Origin of the sequence: Micromonospora sp. NPDC002296 (assembly GCF_040296145.1) — a bacterium.
In the GTDB taxonomy this organism is placed as follows: Bacteria; Actinomycetota; Actinomycetes; order Mycobacteriales; family Micromonosporaceae; genus Micromonospora.
On the sequence record NZ_JBEOWQ010000051.1, the window covers coordinates 16721 to 32124 of the forward strand.

General features: G+C 74.1%; 14 protein-coding genes. 5 read left to right on the plus strand and 9 right to left on the minus strand.

Features of this window, described 5'->3' with window-relative positions:
• Positions 1-223: 223 nt before the first annotated feature.
• The gene (locus tag ABT023_RS25610) at positions 224-1120 is read right to left on the minus strand and encodes a universal stress protein (RefSeq protein WP_350888938.1); all 897 of its coding nucleotides are present in this window, start codon (positions 1118-1120) and stop codon (positions 224-226) included.
• Positions 1117-3882, minus strand: a complete 2766-nt coding sequence (locus tag ABT023_RS25615; RefSeq protein ID WP_350888939.1) for a cation-translocating P-type ATPase — start codon at positions 3880-3882, stop codon at positions 1117-1119. The genes ABT023_RS25610 and ABT023_RS25615 overlap by 4 nt, the downstream gene beginning before the upstream one ends.
• Before the next feature lie 275 nt (positions 3883-4157).
• On the opposite strand from ABT023_RS25615, the gene ABT023_RS25620 reads away from it, so the two are divergent.
• The gene (locus ABT023_RS25620; protein ID WP_350888940.1) at positions 4158-4634 is read left to right on the plus strand and encodes a cyclic nucleotide-binding domain-containing protein; all 477 of its coding nucleotides are present in this window, start codon (positions 4158-4160) and stop codon (positions 4632-4634) included.
• 53 nt (positions 4635-4687) lie between these two features.
• On the opposite strand, the gene ABT023_RS25625 is transcribed toward ABT023_RS25620, so the two are convergent.
• From ABT023_RS25625 to pflB, 3 genes are read right to left on the minus strand one after another with little or no spacing between them, the layout of a single operon-like run.
• A complete protein-coding gene (locus ABT023_RS25625; protein ID WP_350888941.1) occupies positions 4688-4978 on the minus strand; it encodes a hypothetical protein in 291 nt (96 codons plus the stop codon).
• Between the two features lie 32 nt (positions 4979-5010).
• Positions 5011-5820: a pyruvate formate-lyase-activating protein gene (gene pflA / locus ABT023_RS25630; RefSeq protein ID WP_502890760.1), complete on the minus strand. Its 810-nt coding sequence runs from the start codon at positions 5818-5820 to the stop codon at positions 5011-5013.
• A complete protein-coding gene (pflB, locus tag ABT023_RS25635; RefSeq protein WP_350888951.1) occupies positions 5817-8063 on the minus strand; it encodes a formate C-acetyltransferase in 2247 nt (748 codons plus the stop codon). Before pflB ends, pflA begins: the two co-directional genes overlap by 4 nt.
• Positions 8064-8321: 258 nt before the next feature.
• Here pflB and ABT023_RS25640 point away from each other — a divergent pair, with 258 nt between their 5' ends.
• The 3 genes from ABT023_RS25640 (at position 8322) to ABT023_RS25650 (ending at position 11026) form a co-directional block, all read left to right on the plus strand.
• Entirely contained in the window at positions 8322-8804 is a 483-nt protein-coding gene (locus ABT023_RS25640) for a GNAT family N-acetyltransferase (RefSeq protein WP_350888942.1), read from the plus strand.
• 67 nt (positions 8805-8871) lie between these two features.
• A complete protein-coding gene (locus tag ABT023_RS25645; protein ID WP_350888943.1) occupies positions 8872-9513 on the plus strand; it encodes a hypothetical protein in 642 nt (213 codons plus the stop codon).
• A 175-nt stretch (positions 9514-9688) separates the two neighbouring features.
• Positions 9689-11026, plus strand: coding sequence for a hemolysin family protein (locus ABT023_RS25650; protein WP_350888944.1), 1338 nt, complete (start codon positions 9689-9691; stop codon positions 11024-11026).
• Between the two features lie 41 nt (positions 11027-11067).
• On the opposite strand, the gene ABT023_RS25655 is transcribed toward ABT023_RS25650, so the two are convergent.
• From ABT023_RS25655 to ABT023_RS25670, 4 genes are all read right to left on the minus strand, one after another.
• Complete coding sequence (locus tag ABT023_RS25655; RefSeq protein ID WP_350888945.1) at positions 11068-11376, minus strand: PRC-barrel domain containing protein; 309 nt, start codon at positions 11374-11376, stop codon at positions 11068-11070.
• Positions 11363-11737, minus strand: a complete 375-nt coding sequence (locus ABT023_RS25660; protein WP_350888952.1) for a hypothetical protein — start codon at positions 11735-11737, stop codon at positions 11363-11365. Before ABT023_RS25660 ends, ABT023_RS25655 begins: the two co-directional genes overlap by 14 nt.
• Before the next feature lie 2 nt (positions 11738-11739).
• Entirely contained in the window at positions 11740-12966 is a 1227-nt protein-coding gene (locus ABT023_RS25665; RefSeq protein WP_350888946.1) for an NRAMP family divalent metal transporter, read from the minus strand.
• 87 nt (positions 12967-13053) lie between these two features.
• Positions 13054-13437, minus strand: coding sequence for a PaaI family thioesterase (locus tag ABT023_RS25670; protein WP_502890761.1), 384 nt, complete (start codon positions 13435-13437; stop codon positions 13054-13056).
• A gap of 108 nt (positions 13438-13545) precedes the next feature.
• On the opposite strand from ABT023_RS25670, the gene tyrS reads away from it, so the two are divergent.
• Entirely contained in the window at positions 13546-14853 is a 1308-nt protein-coding gene (tyrS, locus tag ABT023_RS25675; protein WP_350888953.1) for a tyrosine--tRNA ligase, read from the plus strand.
• The last annotated feature ends 551 nt before the right edge of the window (positions 14854-15404 follow it).

The window sequence follows — 15404 nt, forward strand, 5'->3', positions numbered from 1 at the left end:
TCCGCCGCCGATCACCGGCATTTGCCCGGACACGCCGCCGGGTACGTTCGCCGGAAGGAGGCCGGAGGCCGCCCCGGCAGGTGCCGTACCCCGCTCGGTGCCGTCACCAGGACACCCGTCGTGCCGGCGCCGGGCCCGCCCGATGTCTCCATCCGGACGCCCGTCGTGCCCGCGTCGGGCGGGGGAGCGGCCGACGCGGGCACGACACGGGCAAGACGCGGGGTCAGCCGTGATCGGCGTCCGGGCGGTGCCGCACGATCGCCAGTGGGGAGCGGGCGTGGTGCAGCACGGCGTGGCTGACCGAGCCGAGGAGCAACCCGCCCCACGCCCCCCGACCGTGCCCGCCGACCACGGTCAGCTGGGCGGACTCGGACTCCTCGACCAGCACCGGGGCCGGCGCGCCCCGGACCAGGCGTTGCCGCACCGGCACCTGCGGGTACCGCTCCGACCCACCGGCGACCGCCTCGGCGAGCACCCGCTCCTCCTCCTCGACCAGCGCGTCGAGGTCGTACGCCACGGGCGAGATGTCGCCGGGGCCGACCGGCGCGGGGTAGAGCCAGGTGTGCACCGCCACCAGGCCGGTGCCCCGCAGCGCCGCCTCCTCGAAGGCGAAGCCGACGGCCTCGGTGGACAGCGCCGAGCCGTCGACGCCCACCACCACCGGTCCGTCGGCACGGGACTCGCCGCGCACCACGAGCACCGGGCAGCCGGCCCGCGCCGACACCTGGACCGCAGCCGAGCCGACCAGCAGCTCGGCGAAGCCGCCGAGGCCGCGGGAACCGAGCACCAGCAGCGCCGCGTCGCGGGACTCCCGCAGCAGCACCGGGATGGGGGAGCCGTCGACGAGTTCGCCGGTCACGTCCACCTCGGCGGAGATCTTCCTCGCCTCGGCGACCGCCTCGTCGACGACCTGCTCCGCGACGTCGCGGAGCCCTGCCTCGGACGAGCCGCCGGGCACCGGCCCGAGCGGGGTGGCGATCAGCGGCCAGGCGAAGGCGTGCACCACCCTCAGCGGGCGGTTGCGCGCCGTCGCCTCCCGGGTCGCCGCCCGGACCGCGTCCAGGGCCGAGGCGGAACCGTCCACACCCACCACGACCGGGGCACCGGACCTGCTGGTCATTGCATCCTCCTTCGTCCGGTTCCAGCCTGCTCCGGCGTGGGCTCGCCGGTCAGGGCCACCGGGCCCGTACCCCGGGCCGTTGGTCCCGAACCACTGACGCCACCGTCGCCGCCAACGGCACCGCGGGGAGCCGGGGCGGCGGGGCCGGGATCCTCGCTGGGCTCCGCCGAGGTGAGGTCCGGTCCGGTGTGCGCGCCGCCGAGGCGCGGGCGCAGCAGGCGCAGCGCCAGCCCCGGCAGTACGGCGACCGCCGCGCACGCCGCCAGCTCGGCCGCCCCGAGCGGGTCGGTGCCGAGCAGCGTCCGCAGCGGCCCGACCAGCACCCCGCCGACCTGGAGCAACGCCGAGCCGGCCACCGCGACCAACAGCGCCGGATTGCCAGCCCGCACGCCTGCCGGCCTGGGCGCCCGGACCGCCAGCGCCACCCCGAGCTGCGCCAGGCCCAGGACCACGAACACCACCGACTGCCAGGGGCGGTCCCACCGGGCGGCGGCCACCCCGGCGCCGAGCACCACGGCCGCGATCAGACCGCCGGTGACCAGGACGTCCCGGCCCAGGCCGGCGCCCAGCACCGACTCCTGCGGCGAGCGCGGCGCGCGGCGCAGCGTCCCCGGCTCGGCCGGCTCCGCCCCGAGCGCCACGCCCGGCACCCCGTGGGTGAGCAGGTTGATCCAGAGGATCTGCGCCGGAAGCAGCGGCACGGGCAGCCCGAACAGCGGGCCGAGCAGCATCACCGCGATCTCGGCGACCCCGCCGGAGAGGGCGTAGCGCAGGAACCGGCGGATGTTGTCGTAGATGCGCCGGCCCTCGCCGATCGCGGCGGCCACGGTGGACAGCTCGTCGTCGACCAGCACCAGGTCGGCGGCCTGCCGGGCCACCTCCGTGCCCCCGCCCATCGCCACCCCGATGTCGGCGCGGCGCAGCGCCGGGGCATCGTTGACCCCGTCGCCGGTCATCGCCACCACGTGCCCCCGGGACTGCAAGCCGGCGATGATGTCGAGCTTCTGCTCCGGCTGGGTGCGCGCGTACACCCGGGCCGCCGGGTGCGCGTCGGCCAGCTCGCCCTCGTCTCCCCGGACCAGCGGGTCACCGTCGCGCCAGAGCCCGAGCTGACCGCCGATCGCGGCGGCCGTCGCGGGATGGTCCCCGGTGACCAACAGCAACCGGACGCCGGCCGCGTCGAAGCTCGCCGCGAGGTCGGCGGCGCCGGCCCGCAGCGGATCGCCGACAGCGACCAACCCGGCGGGGCGCAGCCCGGTCGGCGCGGCCGGGTCGGGCAGGGTCTCCACCAGCGCCGTCGCGACCGCGAGCACCCGCAGCCCCGCGCCGGCCAGCTCGTGCGCCCGGGCGGTCAGCGCGGCGACCTCCGCGTCGTCCGCGTCGAGCAGCGGCGCGGTGAGGACGTTCTCCGGAGCCCCCTTGCACACCACCAGCCAGCGGCCGTCGCACGATCGGTGAACCGTGGTCATCCGGCGGTTCGCCTGGTCGAACGGGTGCTCGGCGACCCGTGGCCAGGCGGCCCGGGTGGTCGCCGGGTCCAGTCCGCACCGGGCGGCGAAGGCCACCAACGCCGCCTCCAGCGGGTCGCCCACCGCATCCCAGCCCGACCGCTCGTCCGTCGGTGGGGAGAGCGCGGCGTCGTTGCAGAGCAGCCCGGCCCGCGCCAGGCGGCGCAGCCCGTCCGGTACGGCCACCGCGGCGCCGTCGCGTCGCACCGTCCCGCGCGGCTCGTAGCCCGTGCCGGCGACGTCGTACGCGGACCCGTCGACGGTCACCGCCCGCTGCACCGCCATCCGGCCCTCGGTCAGGGTGCCCGTCTTGTCGGACGCGATCACGGTCACCGAGCCCAGCGTCTCCACGGCGTGCAGTCGCCGGGGGATGGCCCGCACCGTGGCCATCCGACGGGCCCCGAGCGCCAGGGCCAGGGTCACCACGGCCGGCAGCGACTCCGGCACCGCCGCGACGACGAGGCTGACGGCGGTGACCGCCATGTCCACCACCGGCCGCCCGCCGAGGACACCGATGCCGAACACGAGCCCGGACAGCGCCACCGCGACCAACCCGAGCATCCGGCCCAGGCCGGCGAGCCGACGCTGCAACGGGGTGGCTCCGGGTCGGGTGGCGGAGACCAGGGCGCTGATCCGGCCCAGCGCGCTCGCCGTCCCGGTACGGACCACCGTGCCCACCGCCCGGCCGACGGTCACCACCGTGCCGGCGGACACCTCGTCGCCGGCGTCCCGGCCGACCGGCACCGACTCGCCGGTCAGCGCCGACTCGTCCAGGCGCAACCGGCTCGCCTCGACCAGCCGCAGGTCCGCCGGGACGACGTCGCCGGCCTCGACGCGTACCAGGTCGTCGCGGACCACCCCGGCGGCCGGCACGACCAGGTCCTGGCCGTCGCGGACCACCCGGGCGGTCGGGGCGGCGAGCTGGTCCAGCGCGGCGATCGCCCGGTCCGCGCGGATCTCCTGCACCACGCCGATCGCGGTGTTCACCAGCACGACCAGGGCGATGACCGCGGTGTCCGGCCAGTCGCCGAGCGCGGCGGTGACCACGGCCGCGGCCAACAGCAGGGCCACCAGCGGGTCGGTGAGCTGGTGCAGGACGCGGGCGGCCAGGTGCCGTCGGGCCGGCGGTGCGACGCTGTTCGGGCCGTCGGCGCGCAGCCGGGCGGCGGCCTCGGCCGAACCCAGCCCGCACGGCTCGCCCAGCCCGTCCGGTTCGCCCAACCCGCCCGGCCGGGTCCTGGTGTCAGTGTGCATCCGTCCGCTCCCGTCCGACCGGTCCCGCCACCGCCGGCCCCCTGTTGCCCCCGCGACGCGTCACCGGGCACGCCATCCCTCCACCGTCGTCCGCGCGAGCCGTCGGCGGCAGGGGCGTTGCGCCCGGGCGGTCCGGGACCAACGGCCCTGCCGTCGACGGCGCACGAGGGGTTCGGATGGGGGTGGGACCATCGACAGGAGGTCGAAGCTGTCCACCGTTGCGGGGTTCCCGGGTGACGCGCGCCGGGCCCCGCGCCGAGGCGAGAAGAGGCGCCATGACCCCGCTCGACATGCTCCGCGACCACCCGTTCCTGGCCGACGTCCCCGAGCCCTGGCTGACCCGGCTGACCGGGTACGCCCGACCCGTCGTCTGGCACCCCGGCCACCGGCTGTTCCGCGCCGGTCAGCCCGCCGAGCGGTTCTGGCTGGTCCGGGGCGGGGAGGTGGCCCTGGACTTTCCGGTGCCCGGCCGCGGCGACGTGGGGATCGAGACGATCGGCCCGGGCGGGGTGCTCGGCTGGTCCTGGCTCTTCCCGCCGTACCACTGGCAGTTCGGGGCGGTGGCCGTGCGGCGCAGCACCGCCGTCGAGTTCACCGCCGTCGGGGTGCGCCGGCTGATGGAGTCCGACGACGCGTTCGGCCGGCAGCTCACCGCCCGGTTCATGAGCGTGGTGGTGGACCGTCTCCAGGCGTCCCGGGTACGCCTGCTGGACCTGTACGGCTACCCCGCGGCCCTGCCCCCGACGGCCTGACCGACCCGTCCCGCGAGCAGGGCGAAGGACGGCAGCTCCCGGAGGGCTGTCCGTCACCCGTCGTGGGCGGACCCCCGGGCGGGAGGGCCGTCGACGCGCCGGTGCACGAGCAGCTCGTCGACCTCCAGCCGGCCGATGCGCAGCTGCCCGATGACCGCCCGGCGGATCGCCAGCCGGCCGATCGCGACGGCGGCCACGGCGACGGCCCCGCCGGCCAGCACCGCGAGGGCGAGCGAACCGGTCGCAGCCGCGCCCATCGCCCGCGCCCCGACCGCGAGGGCACCCGTGGCCTGCGCCGGCGACACCCGGACCCGGTGCCGGAGGAACATCCCTGATCCGTTCATGTCCGTGATCCTGCCACGGCGTCGCGTCCGGCTCAGTACACGGTCAGGCCCCGGGCGGCGAACTGCCCACGTACCCGGTCCAGCAGCTCCGCGGCGGGCGGTGCGGTGTCCGCCAGCGGGAAGGCCAGCCCCAGCTCCGCGTACTTGTGCGCGCCGAGCCGGTGGAACGGCAGCACCTCCACCCGTTGCAGGCTGGGCAGCTCGGCGGCGAAGTCGGCGATTCCGGCCACGTTGTCCGGGGCGTCGGTGAGGCCGGGCACCAGCACGAACCGGATCCAGATGGGGGTGCCCCGCTCCGCAAGCCGGCGGCCGAACCGCAGGGTCGGGCCGACCTCCCCGGTCCGGGTCACCCGCCGGTACGTCGCCGGGTCCCGCGACTTGACGTCGAGCAGCACCAGATCGGTGGCGTCGAGCAGGGCGTCGTCCGCGCGGGCACCGAGGAATCCGGAGGTGTCCAGCGCCGTGTGCAGGCCCAGGGCGTGACAGCGGCGCAGCACCTCGCCGGTGAACCGCGGTTGCAGCAGCGGCTCGCCGCCGCTGAGCGTCACCCCGCCGCCGGCCACGCCGATGAAGCGCCGGTAGCGTTCGATCTCCGCCATCAGCTCGTCCACGGTGCGGTGCCTGCCGCTGCGCCGGTACCAGGTGTCCGGGCTGTGGCAGTACCGGCAGCGCAGCGGGCAGCCGGCCAGGAACGCCACGAACCGGGTGCCGGGGCCGTCCACCCCGACCGACAGGTCCCAGGAGTGGACGGCTCCCGTCAGCTCCCGGGTGGCCTCGCCCCCGGCCCCGGTCGGCGGGGCCGGGGACGCGCCCGGCCGGCCGACCGGGGCCCCGGCGGTCACAGCGACCCGTGGAAGGTGCGGGACACCACGTCGCGCTGCTGCTCGGGCGTGAGTCGGACGAAATTCACCGCGTACCCGGACACCCGCACCGTGAGCTGCGGGTAGCGCTCCGGGTGGGACATCGCATCGAGCAGGGTGTCCCGGTCCAGCACGTTGACGTTGAGGTGGAACCCGCCCGCGTCGGTGTACCCGTCGAGCACCCCGGCGAGGTTGCCGATCCGCTCGTCCCGGGTGCGTCCCAGCCCGTCCGGGGTGACCGTGCCGGTCAGCGAGATGCCGTCGCGGGCGGCGTCGTACGGCAGCTTCGCCACCGACAGCGCGGCCGCGACCAGGCCGTGGGTGTCCCGGCCGTTCGTCGGGTTCGCGCCGGGCGCGAACGGCTCGCCGGCCCGCCGCCCGTCCGGGGTGTTGCCGGTGTGTCGGCCGTACACCACGTTGGAGGTGATCGTGAGCACCGACATGGTCAGCTCGGCGTCCCGGTAGGTGCGCTGCCGGCGCAGCTTCTCCGCGAACGCCTCCACCAGCCACACCGCGATGTCGTCGGCCCGGTCGTCGTTGTTGCCGTACGTCGGCGGCTCGCCCTCGACGGCGTAGTCGACGGCCAGCCCGGTGGCGTCGCGCAGTACCTTCACCTTTCCGTACCGGATCGCGGCGAGGCTGTCCACCGCCACCGACAGGCCGGCGACACCGGTGGCCATGAACCGGTGCACCGGGTGGTCGTGCAGCGCCATCTCCAGCCGCTCGTACGCGTACCGGTCGTGCATGTGGTGGATGACGTTCAGCGCGTCCACGTACGTCTCGGCCAGCCAGTCCAGCGTCCGGTCGTACGCGGCGAGCACCTCGTCGTAGTCGAGCACCTCACCGCCCACGGGCGGGGCCGCCGGGGCGACCTGCGCGCCGGTCAGCTCGTCCCGACCTCCGTTGACCGCGTACAGCAGCGCCTTGGCGAGGTTGACCCGCGCGCCGAAGAACTGCATGTCCCGACCCACCCGCATCGCCGACACGCAGCAGGCGATCGCGGTGTCGTCGTCGTACGCGGGCCGGATCAGCTCGTCGTTCTCGTACTGGATGGCGCTGGTGTCCAGCGACACCTGGGTGCAGAACCTCTTGAACCCGTCGGGCAGCCGCGGTGACCACAGCACGGTCAGGTTCGGCTCCGGCGCCGGGCCGAGGTTGTACAGGGTCTGGAGGTAGCGGAAGCTGGTCCGGGTCACCAGCGTCCGGCCGTCGGCGCCCATCCCGCCCAGGGACTCGGTGACCCAGGTCGGGTCGCCGGAGAAGAGCTGGTCGTACTCGGGGGTGCGCAGGAACCGGACGATCCGCAGCTTGATCACGAAGTCGTCGACCAACTCCTGCGCGTCCTGCTCGGTCAGCCGCCCCTCGGCCAGGTCCCGCCGCAGGTAGACGTCCACGAAGGTCGCGGTGCGCCCCAGCGACATCGCCGCGCCGTTCTGCTCCTTCGTGGCGGCCAGGTAGGCGAAGTACAACCACTGGATCGCCTCCCGGCCGGTCGCCGCCGGGCCGGAGATGTCGTGCCCGTAGGCGGCGGCCATCTCCTTCAGCTCGCCCAGGGCGCGGATCTGCTCGGCCAGCTCCTCCCGGTCCCGGATCACCTCGTCGGTCGACGGCCGGTCGTCCAGGGCCGCCTTCAACTCCCGCCGCTGCGTGACCAGGCGGTCCACCCCGTAGAGGGCGACCCGCCGGTAGTCGCCGATGATCCGGCCCCGCCCGTACGCGTCGGGCAGCCCGGTGATGACGTGCGAGCGCCGCGCGGCCAGCACGTCGGCCGGGTACGCGTCGAAGACCGCGTCGTTGTGCGTTCTGCGGTAGCCGGTGTAGATCCGGTGCACCGTCGGGTCCGGGTCGAAGCCGTACGCCTTCAGCGCGGTCTCCACCATGCGCAGTCCGCCGTTCGGCATGATCGCCCGGCGCAGCGGCGCGTCGGTCTGCAACCCGACGATCAGCTCGCGGTCCCGGTCGACGTACCCGGGGGCGTGGGCGGTGATCGTGGACGGGGTGGTCGCATCGACGTCGTACACCCCCCGGCGGCGCTCCTCGACGAACATCTCCGTCAGCCGCCCCCAGACCGCCAGGGTCCGGTCGGTGGGGCCGGTGAGGAACGCGGCGTCCCCGAGGTACGGCTCGTGGTTGCGGCGGACGAAGTCCGCGACGTCGACCGTGGTGCGCCACGCCCCGTCGACGAAGCCCCGCCACGGGGCCCGGACGTGCTCGGTGCCGGTCATGGCCTGTCCCTCCGGGTCGGTGGTGCGGCCGTCGAATGCGGTGCCGACACTCGCGCGCATCGGGGACCTCCCAGGTCGTCTCTCCGCTTGCACCACCAGCCTCACCCATCCGCACCGCCGCAGGCAGGGCCCCCGGCCACCCACCCCCAGGACCTTCGACCCCCACCCCTCGCCCTTGACCGGACGTCGACAGGGCCGGACGGGGCGGTACCCGCGCCGTAGGTCCCGGCCCGTCCCGACGGCCGGTACCCTGCCCCGGTGACCGCCGAGGACCTGCGCCTGCGCCCGGTGCGCGACGACGACCTGCCCCACCTCTTCGCCTTCGAGCAGGACCCGGAGGCCAACCGGGTGGCCGCCTTCGGCCCCGCCGACCCGGCGGACCGGGCGGCGTTCGGCGCGCACTGGCGGCGCATCCGCGCCGACCCGGCCATCGTCACCCGCACCGTCACCGTCGACGACGCGGTCGTGGGCCACGTGGCCGCCTTCCCCGTCGAGGAGCAGACCGAGGTCAGCTACTGGATCGACCGGGCCCGCTGGGGTCGCGGGTACGCCACCCGGGCCCTCGCCGCGCTGCTGGCCGAGCTGCCGCAGCGACCGGTGCACGCCCGCGCCGCCAAGGACAACGCCGCCTCCCTCGCCGTGCTGCGCAAGTGCGGCTTCGTCGTCCGCGGCGAGGACCGGGGGTACGCCAACGGTCGCGGCGCCGAGGTCGAGGAATGGGTCCTGGAACTCGTCGGCTGACCCGGGGCGCGGCAGATCGGGCGGCGGCCAGCAGGCGGGCCGAGCCGGTTGCCACTAGTCTCGCGGGGTGAACTGGCTGGACTTGATCGGCTGGATCGGCTCCGCGCTGCTGGTCTGGTCGCTGCTGCAGGCGCGGGTCCTCCGGCTGCGCGCGCTCAACCTCGTCGGCTGCCTCGTGCTGATCGGCTACAACGCCGCCCTCGCCGTCTGGCCGATGGTCGGGCTCAACGTGGTGCTCGCCGTGATCAACGTCTGGTACCTGCGGAAGATGCTGGCCACCCGGCACGACGAGCAGACGTACGAGGTGGTGGAGGTGGGGGTCGACGACCAGTTCCTGGCCCACACCCTGCGGGTGCACGCCGTCGACATCGCCCGGTTCAACCCCGGCTTCCGCTGGGGCGGGCACGCCGCCCGGCGCTCGGCGTTCCTGGTGGTCCGGGCCGACGAGGTGGTCGGGGTGGTGCTGTCGCACGCCGAGGGCGACGACGTCGCCCAGGTCGACCTGGACTACGTCACCCAGCGGTTCCGCGACTTCACTCCCGGTGAGTTCGTCTACCGGCGCAGCAGCCTCTTCACGGACCGGGGATTCCACCGGGTGGTCAGCCCGCCCGGCATGGTCGCCCCCTACTACGCCCGGCTCGGCTTCCGCCCCGTGGGCGGCTCCTACGTGCTCGATCTGCCCGCCCCGCCCGTCGCCGACCGGGTCTGATCCGTCGCTCGCGGAGCGCTGATCAGCCGCTCGGCCCGGACCGCCCAACCGGTCGCGGGGGGCAGGGTTCGCGGACCCGCGCACGGGGCACAGAGAGCCCTACGCCGGCCGGGTCCTCGGGCGGCGCCGCCGGTCCTACCCGACCGGGTCGTCCTCGTGAGGGAGAGAACCGGGCGTGCAGAGCTACTGGAGCCAACTGGCCCTGGTCGGAGTCCTGGTCGTCCTCAACGCGATCTTCGCCGGCAGTGAAATGGCGCTGGTCTCGCTGCGGGACAGTCAGATCCAGCGGTTGGAGCGCACGAGCCGGGCCGGGCGGGTGCTGGCCCGCCTCGCCAAGGACCCCAACCGCTTCCTCGCCACGATCCAGATCGGCATCACCCTGGCCGGCTTCATGGCCTCGGCCGCCGCGGCCGTCTCCCTGGCCAAGCCACTGGTGCCGCTGCTCGGGGTGTTCGGCAGCGCCGCCGACACCATCGCCATCGTGGCGGTCACCCTGGTCCTGACCTTCGTCACCCTGGTCTTCGGCGAGCTGGCACCCAAGCGGATCGCCATGCAGGCCGCCGAGCGCTGGGCACTGCTGGTGGCCCGCCCGCTGGACCTGCTGGCCACCCTCACCCGGCCGGCCGTCTGGGCGCTCGGCACCACCAGCGACCTGGTGGTCCGCCTCGTCGGGTTCAACCCGAAGCACGAGCCGGACGAGATCGGCCCCGACGAGCTGCGCGACATCGTCGCCGGCAACCACGGCTTCACCAAGGAGCAGCGGACCATCATCGCCGGCGCGGTGGAGATCGCCGACCGGCGGCTGCGCGCGGTGCTCGTACCCCGGTTGCAGGTCTTCACGCTCGACAGCGGGACCACCGCGGAGGCCGCGCGGCTGGTGCTGGCCGCCACCGGGCACTCCCGTGCGCCGGTGGTGCGCCACGGCGGCCTCGACGACGCGGTCGGCGTCATCCACCTGCGCGACCTGGTCGGCGTGCCCGACGACCGTCCCATCGACGAGTGCGCCCGACCGCCCATGCTGCTGCCCGACTCGCTGCCGGTGGTCGACGCGTTGCGCCAGTTCAAGGCCGAACGCCAGCACATCGCCCTGGTCGTCGACGAGCGCGGCGCGGCCGACGGGATCGTCACCCTGGAGGACATCCTGGAGGAGATCGTCGGCGAGATCTACGACGAGACCGACCGGGACGTGCACGGGGTACGCACCGAGGCCGACGGCGCGATGCTGCTGCCCGGCACCTTCCCGGTGCACGACCTGCCCGACATCGGCGTCGACCTGCCCGGCCGACCGGCCGGCGACTACACCACGGTCGCCGGACTGGTGCTCACCCTGCTGGGGCACATCCCCACCGTCGCCGGCGAGGACGTCACCAGCGACGGCTGGGAGCTGGAGGTCGCCGACATCGACCACCGGGCCATCACCGCGGTACGGCTGCGTCGGGCCGCCGCGCCGGCGGAGCCGGACGCCGAGGAGACCCCGGACGCCGAACCCGCCCTCGACCCGGCCCGCGGCTGACGGGATGCCCCGGCCGCCGGCCCGGCCGGCACCTCCGCGGCTCAGCCCGGCTCCCCGAACGGGAAGCCGGGCACCGGCGGGACCAACCGGATCGTGTCGGTCGGCACCTGCTGGCTGTTCCGGCTGAGCAGCCGGGCCACCCAGCGGATCAGCCACGGCCCCGACGGGTGCCGCTCGGGGCCGATCAACCGGCCGACCATCCGGCTGTACCAGTGCCTCGCGACGACCACGTCGGTCAGCCGCAGCCGACCGTCCGGGCCGTCCCCGCGCACCACCACGTCCACCACCCGGCCCAACCGCCGCCCGCGCAGGTCGTACGCGGTCCGGCCGAGCAGCTCACCCGCTCGCACGGTTCGATCCCGGGATCCGGTCGATGAGGTGCCGCCGCAGCCACTCCTCCATCGGGGAGCCGGGCAGCTCGTCGAGGCCGACCCGCAGCCGAACCGCGCTGTCCACCCGCTCCACCAGCGGGTACGGGACGCGCAGCGGCGTCACCGGCGGATAGTCGACCAACCGGTCCGCCACCGCGAGGAGGAGCCGCCCGACCCGGCCGCCGATCCGCTGTGCGAGCGCCCCCTGCCCGCTCAGCAGGGCGGCCACGTACGGCACCCCGTCGGTGTCGACCCCGAACTCCACGTCATCGACCTTGCCGACCAGCCGCCCGTCCCGGTCGACGATCTGCCGGTCGAGCAACTGCCGGCTGACCTGCATCCTCACCGGCCCATCCCCGTCGCCACCGCCAGCGGGATCGCCGCCACCGACGCGGCGACGATGAGCAGCAGGAACACCGCCCCCAGCAGGTTCAGCACCGGCCCGTTCACCCGGTCGCCCAGGTACGTCCGGTCGTTCGCGACGATCAGGATCGGCAGGTACGTCAGCGGCAGCGCCACCGCACTGATGATCAACATGTACTCGGTCAGCGTCACCGGGTCGACCGTGGTCAGCAGCACCAGCACCCCGAGCAGCACGCTGACCAGCAGCACGCTGTGGAACCGGGCCGCCTCCCGCGGGCTCACCCGCTTGCCCCACTGCCAGCCGAAGTACTGCGCGGCGGCGTACGCGGCGCTCAGCCCGGTCTCCAGCGCGGCGCCGAAGGTCACCGCGAAGAACGCCAGCACCGCCACCGCCAGCCCCACACCCCCGAACGCGAGCACCACCGGCTGCGCCACCTGGTCGAGGGAGTCCAGCGACGCCCCGCCCGGGTGGTACACCACCGCCGCTGTAGCGATCAGCGACAGGGCGAGGAACCCGCCGACCGGGAAGCCGATCAGCACGCTGGTCCGGGCGTCGGCCAGGTCCGCTCCGCCCCAGTTCTCCTCCACCCCGCCGGAGGAGAAGAAGAACACCTCGTACGGGCTGACCGTCGAGGCGAACAGGGCCACCGCCACGAACCAGTACGCACCCCAGCCGTGCCCCGCCGCCCCGCCGTGCAGCGCTCCCCGGCCGAGCGCCGCCCAGTCGGTGGGCAACCAGAACAGCGCCACCGCGAACACCACCAGGGTCAGCCCGGCCAGCCCGAACACCCGCTCCATCAGCTGGAACCGCATCCGCCACAGCACCAGCCAGACGGCCAGGGCGGCGACCGGCACCCAGATCAGGTAGCTCACCCCGGAGGCCAGTTGCAGGGCCAGCGCCACGCCGCCCAGCTCGGCGGCGAGGGTCAGCACGGTCACCAGGTAGGAGGCCACCAGGTTGAGCAGCGCCACCCGGGGTCCCAGCCGCTCCCGGACCAGGTCGAACACCGCCCGACCGCTGACCGCCGCGATCCGTCCGGCCATCTCCGCGTACGCGCAGATGCCGACCACCCCGAGCAGCAGCACCCAGGCGTGCGCCATGCCGAAACGCGCCCCCGCCTGGCTAGCCGCCACCAGGTCGCCGATGTCCACGAACCCACCGACGGCGGAGAGCACGCCGAGCGCGGCGGCGAGGAGTTTCTTCACCTCGGGTACGGGTCAGCGGATGCCATCGCCGCGACGATAACCGGGCGTACCGCCCCTCATGCCCCGAACCGGGCATCCGGCGGTGGCTCAGTCCGCGGTCAGGTTCTGCAACCGGACCTGCCCCCGGGAGACCAACCGCCCGGCGCCGTCGGAGATCTCCACCTGCCAGAGCTGCTGGCTGCGGCCCCGGTGCACCGGCGTGCCGACGGCCGTCAGCTCGCCGTCGCGCACCGCCCGGAGGAAGTCCGTCTGGTTCGACACCCCGACCACCCGGCCCTGCTCGCCCAGCCACAGCGCGCCACCGACGCTCGCCGCCGTCTCCACGACCGCGCAGTACACCCCGCCGTGCTGGACGCCGTAGGGCTGGAGCAACTCGGGGCGGACCCGCCACCGGATGACCACCCGGTCCGCGCTCACCTCGTCGAACTCCATGCCGAGCAGGGCCACGAATCCCCCGGTCGGTTCGGGCATCTCCACGACGGCTCCTCCTCGGGTACGCAAGGGGGCCAGCCTAGCCAACCGTGATCAGCGACAAACCCGGTACGGATCGACCCCGGGGATGGGGGAGAATCGGTGACCGTGACCGACAGCAGCCCCCCGTCGACCCGACGGGACCCCCTGACCGAAGACCTGCAGTGGCGAGGCCTCATCCAGGACTCGACCGGCCCCGACGAGCTGCGCACGCTGCTCGACGGGGGGGAGGCCACCTTCTATGTGGGCTTCGACCCGACGGCGGCGAGCCTGCACGTCGGCCACCTCATGCAGGTCGCCACGGCCCGCCGGCTCCAGCTCGCCGGGCACCGGCCGCTGCTGCTCGTCGGCGGGGCCACCGGCCAGATCGGCGACCCCAAGGAGAACGCCGAGCGGACGTTGAACTCGCCCGAGGTGGTCGCCGGCTGGGTGGGCCGGATTCGCGACCAACTCTCGCCCTTCGTGTCGTACACCGGGGACAACGCGGCGCAGCTGGTCAACAACCTGGACTGGACCGCCGAGATGTCGGTGGTCGAGTTCCTCCGCGACGTCGGCAAGCACTTCCCGGTGAACAAGATGCTGGCCCGGGAGGTGGTCAAGGCCCGGCTGGAGAGCGGCATCAGCTTCACCGAGTTCAGCTACCAACTGCTCCAGGCCAACGACTTCTACGAGCTGCACCGCCGGCACGGCTGCCAGCTCCAGTTCGGCGGCTCCGACCAGTGGGGCAACATCACCGCCGGCGTGGACTACGTCCGGCGCCGGGGGGCGGGGCCGGTGCAGGCGTTCGTCACCCCGCTGGTGACCAAGGCCGACGGCACGAAGTTCGGCAAGACCGAGGGCGGCGCCGTCTGGCTCGACCCCGAGCTGACCAGCCCGTACGCGTTCTACCAGTTCTGGCTCAACGCCGACGACCGGGACGTGGTCCGCTACCTGCGCTACTTCAGCTTCCGCCCCCGCGAGGAGATCGAGCAGCTGGAGAAGGAGACGGCGGAGCGGCCGGCGGCCCGGCTCGCCCAGCGGGCCCTCGCCGAGGAGCTGACCACCCTGGTGCACGGCGAGCGGGAGATGGCCCAGGCGGTCGCCGCGAGCCAGGCGCTGTTCGGCCGGGGGTCGCTGGACGAGCTGACCCCGGAGACGCTGCGGGCGGCGCTGACCGAGGCCGGGCTCGTCCACCTCACCGAGCTGCCCGACGTCGCCGGCCTGCTCAAGGAGTCGGGCCTGGTGTCGAGCATGAAGGAGGCCCGGCGGGTGATCGCCGAGGGCGGCGCGTACGTCAACAACAACCGGATCACCGAGGTCGACGCGACGGTGGCGACCGAGGGCCTGCTGCACGGCCGGTACCTGGTGCTGCGCCGCGGCAAGAAGTCCTTCGCCGGCGTCGAGCTGCTCGTCAAGCCAGGTACGTCGAAAGTGTGACGTGGGACGCCCCCGGCTGATTTGACGAGCAATCGGCCGGGGGCGTAACTTTCTCTCTGCCAGCGCGGAACGGACGAAACGGGCGGAAGCTCGCTAGGCCGGAGCGCGGGAATGAGCTTCGGGCGGCGAGGGTGGTACTCCTCGGAGCCCGGGCCGGGCGGGGCCCCGGATCTGCCGCAGGGCGGATTTGGCGAGGCGAGACCGACCGGGTATGGTTCATCGCCGGTAGGGAACCGGGCAAGCTAGCGGGTCACCGCAGCGGCCGGCCTATCGGAAACCACGGACAAGGCGGCGAAAGCCGGCGAATGCGTGGTGCCCGTCAATTGGGTGGAAGCGGGTCGGATCGGGTTACACCGGTTTGACACAGCGGAAATCGGCGGGTAACGTAGTAAAAGTGCCCGGCGCGAGAGCGGCGGGTGCGGGTACGGAAATGCCCCGGACGGGGCCCTCCTGGTGGGGGTGTTCGGATGGTGTGTGGTTGTTCTTTGAGAACTCAACAGGGTGCTTGATAAGCCAGTGCCAATTATGATTTATACCCGGGCTGGTTGGGG

Bases quoted from the DNA above. Each gene is read 5' to 3' on its own strand.
- ABT023_RS25610 (WP_350888938.1), bottom strand. From the start codon at position 1,120: ATGACCAGCAGGTCCGGTGCCCCGGTCGTGGTGGGTGTGGACGGTTCC.
- ABT023_RS25615 (WP_350888939.1), bottom strand. From the start codon at position 3,882: ATGCACACTGACACCAGGACCCGGCCGGGCGGGTTGGGCGAACCGGAC.
- ABT023_RS25620 (WP_350888940.1), top strand. From the start codon at position 4,158: ATGACCCCGCTCGACATGCTCCGCGACCACCCGTTCCTGGCCGACGTC.
- ABT023_RS25625 (WP_350888941.1), bottom strand. From the start codon at position 4,978: ATGAACGGATCAGGGATGTTCCTCCGGCACCGGGTCCGGGTGTCGCCG.
- pflB (WP_350888951.1), bottom strand. From the start codon at position 8,063: ATGACCGGCACCGAGCACGTCCGGGCCCCGTGGCGGGGCTTCGTCGAC.
- ABT023_RS25660 (WP_350888952.1), bottom strand. From the start codon at position 11,737: ATGCAGGTCAGCCGGCAGTTGCTCGACCGGCAGATCGTCGACCGGGAC.
- ABT023_RS25670 (WP_502890761.1), bottom strand. From the start codon at position 13,437: ATGCCCGAACCGACCGGGGGATTCGTGGCCCTGCTCGGCATGGAGTTC.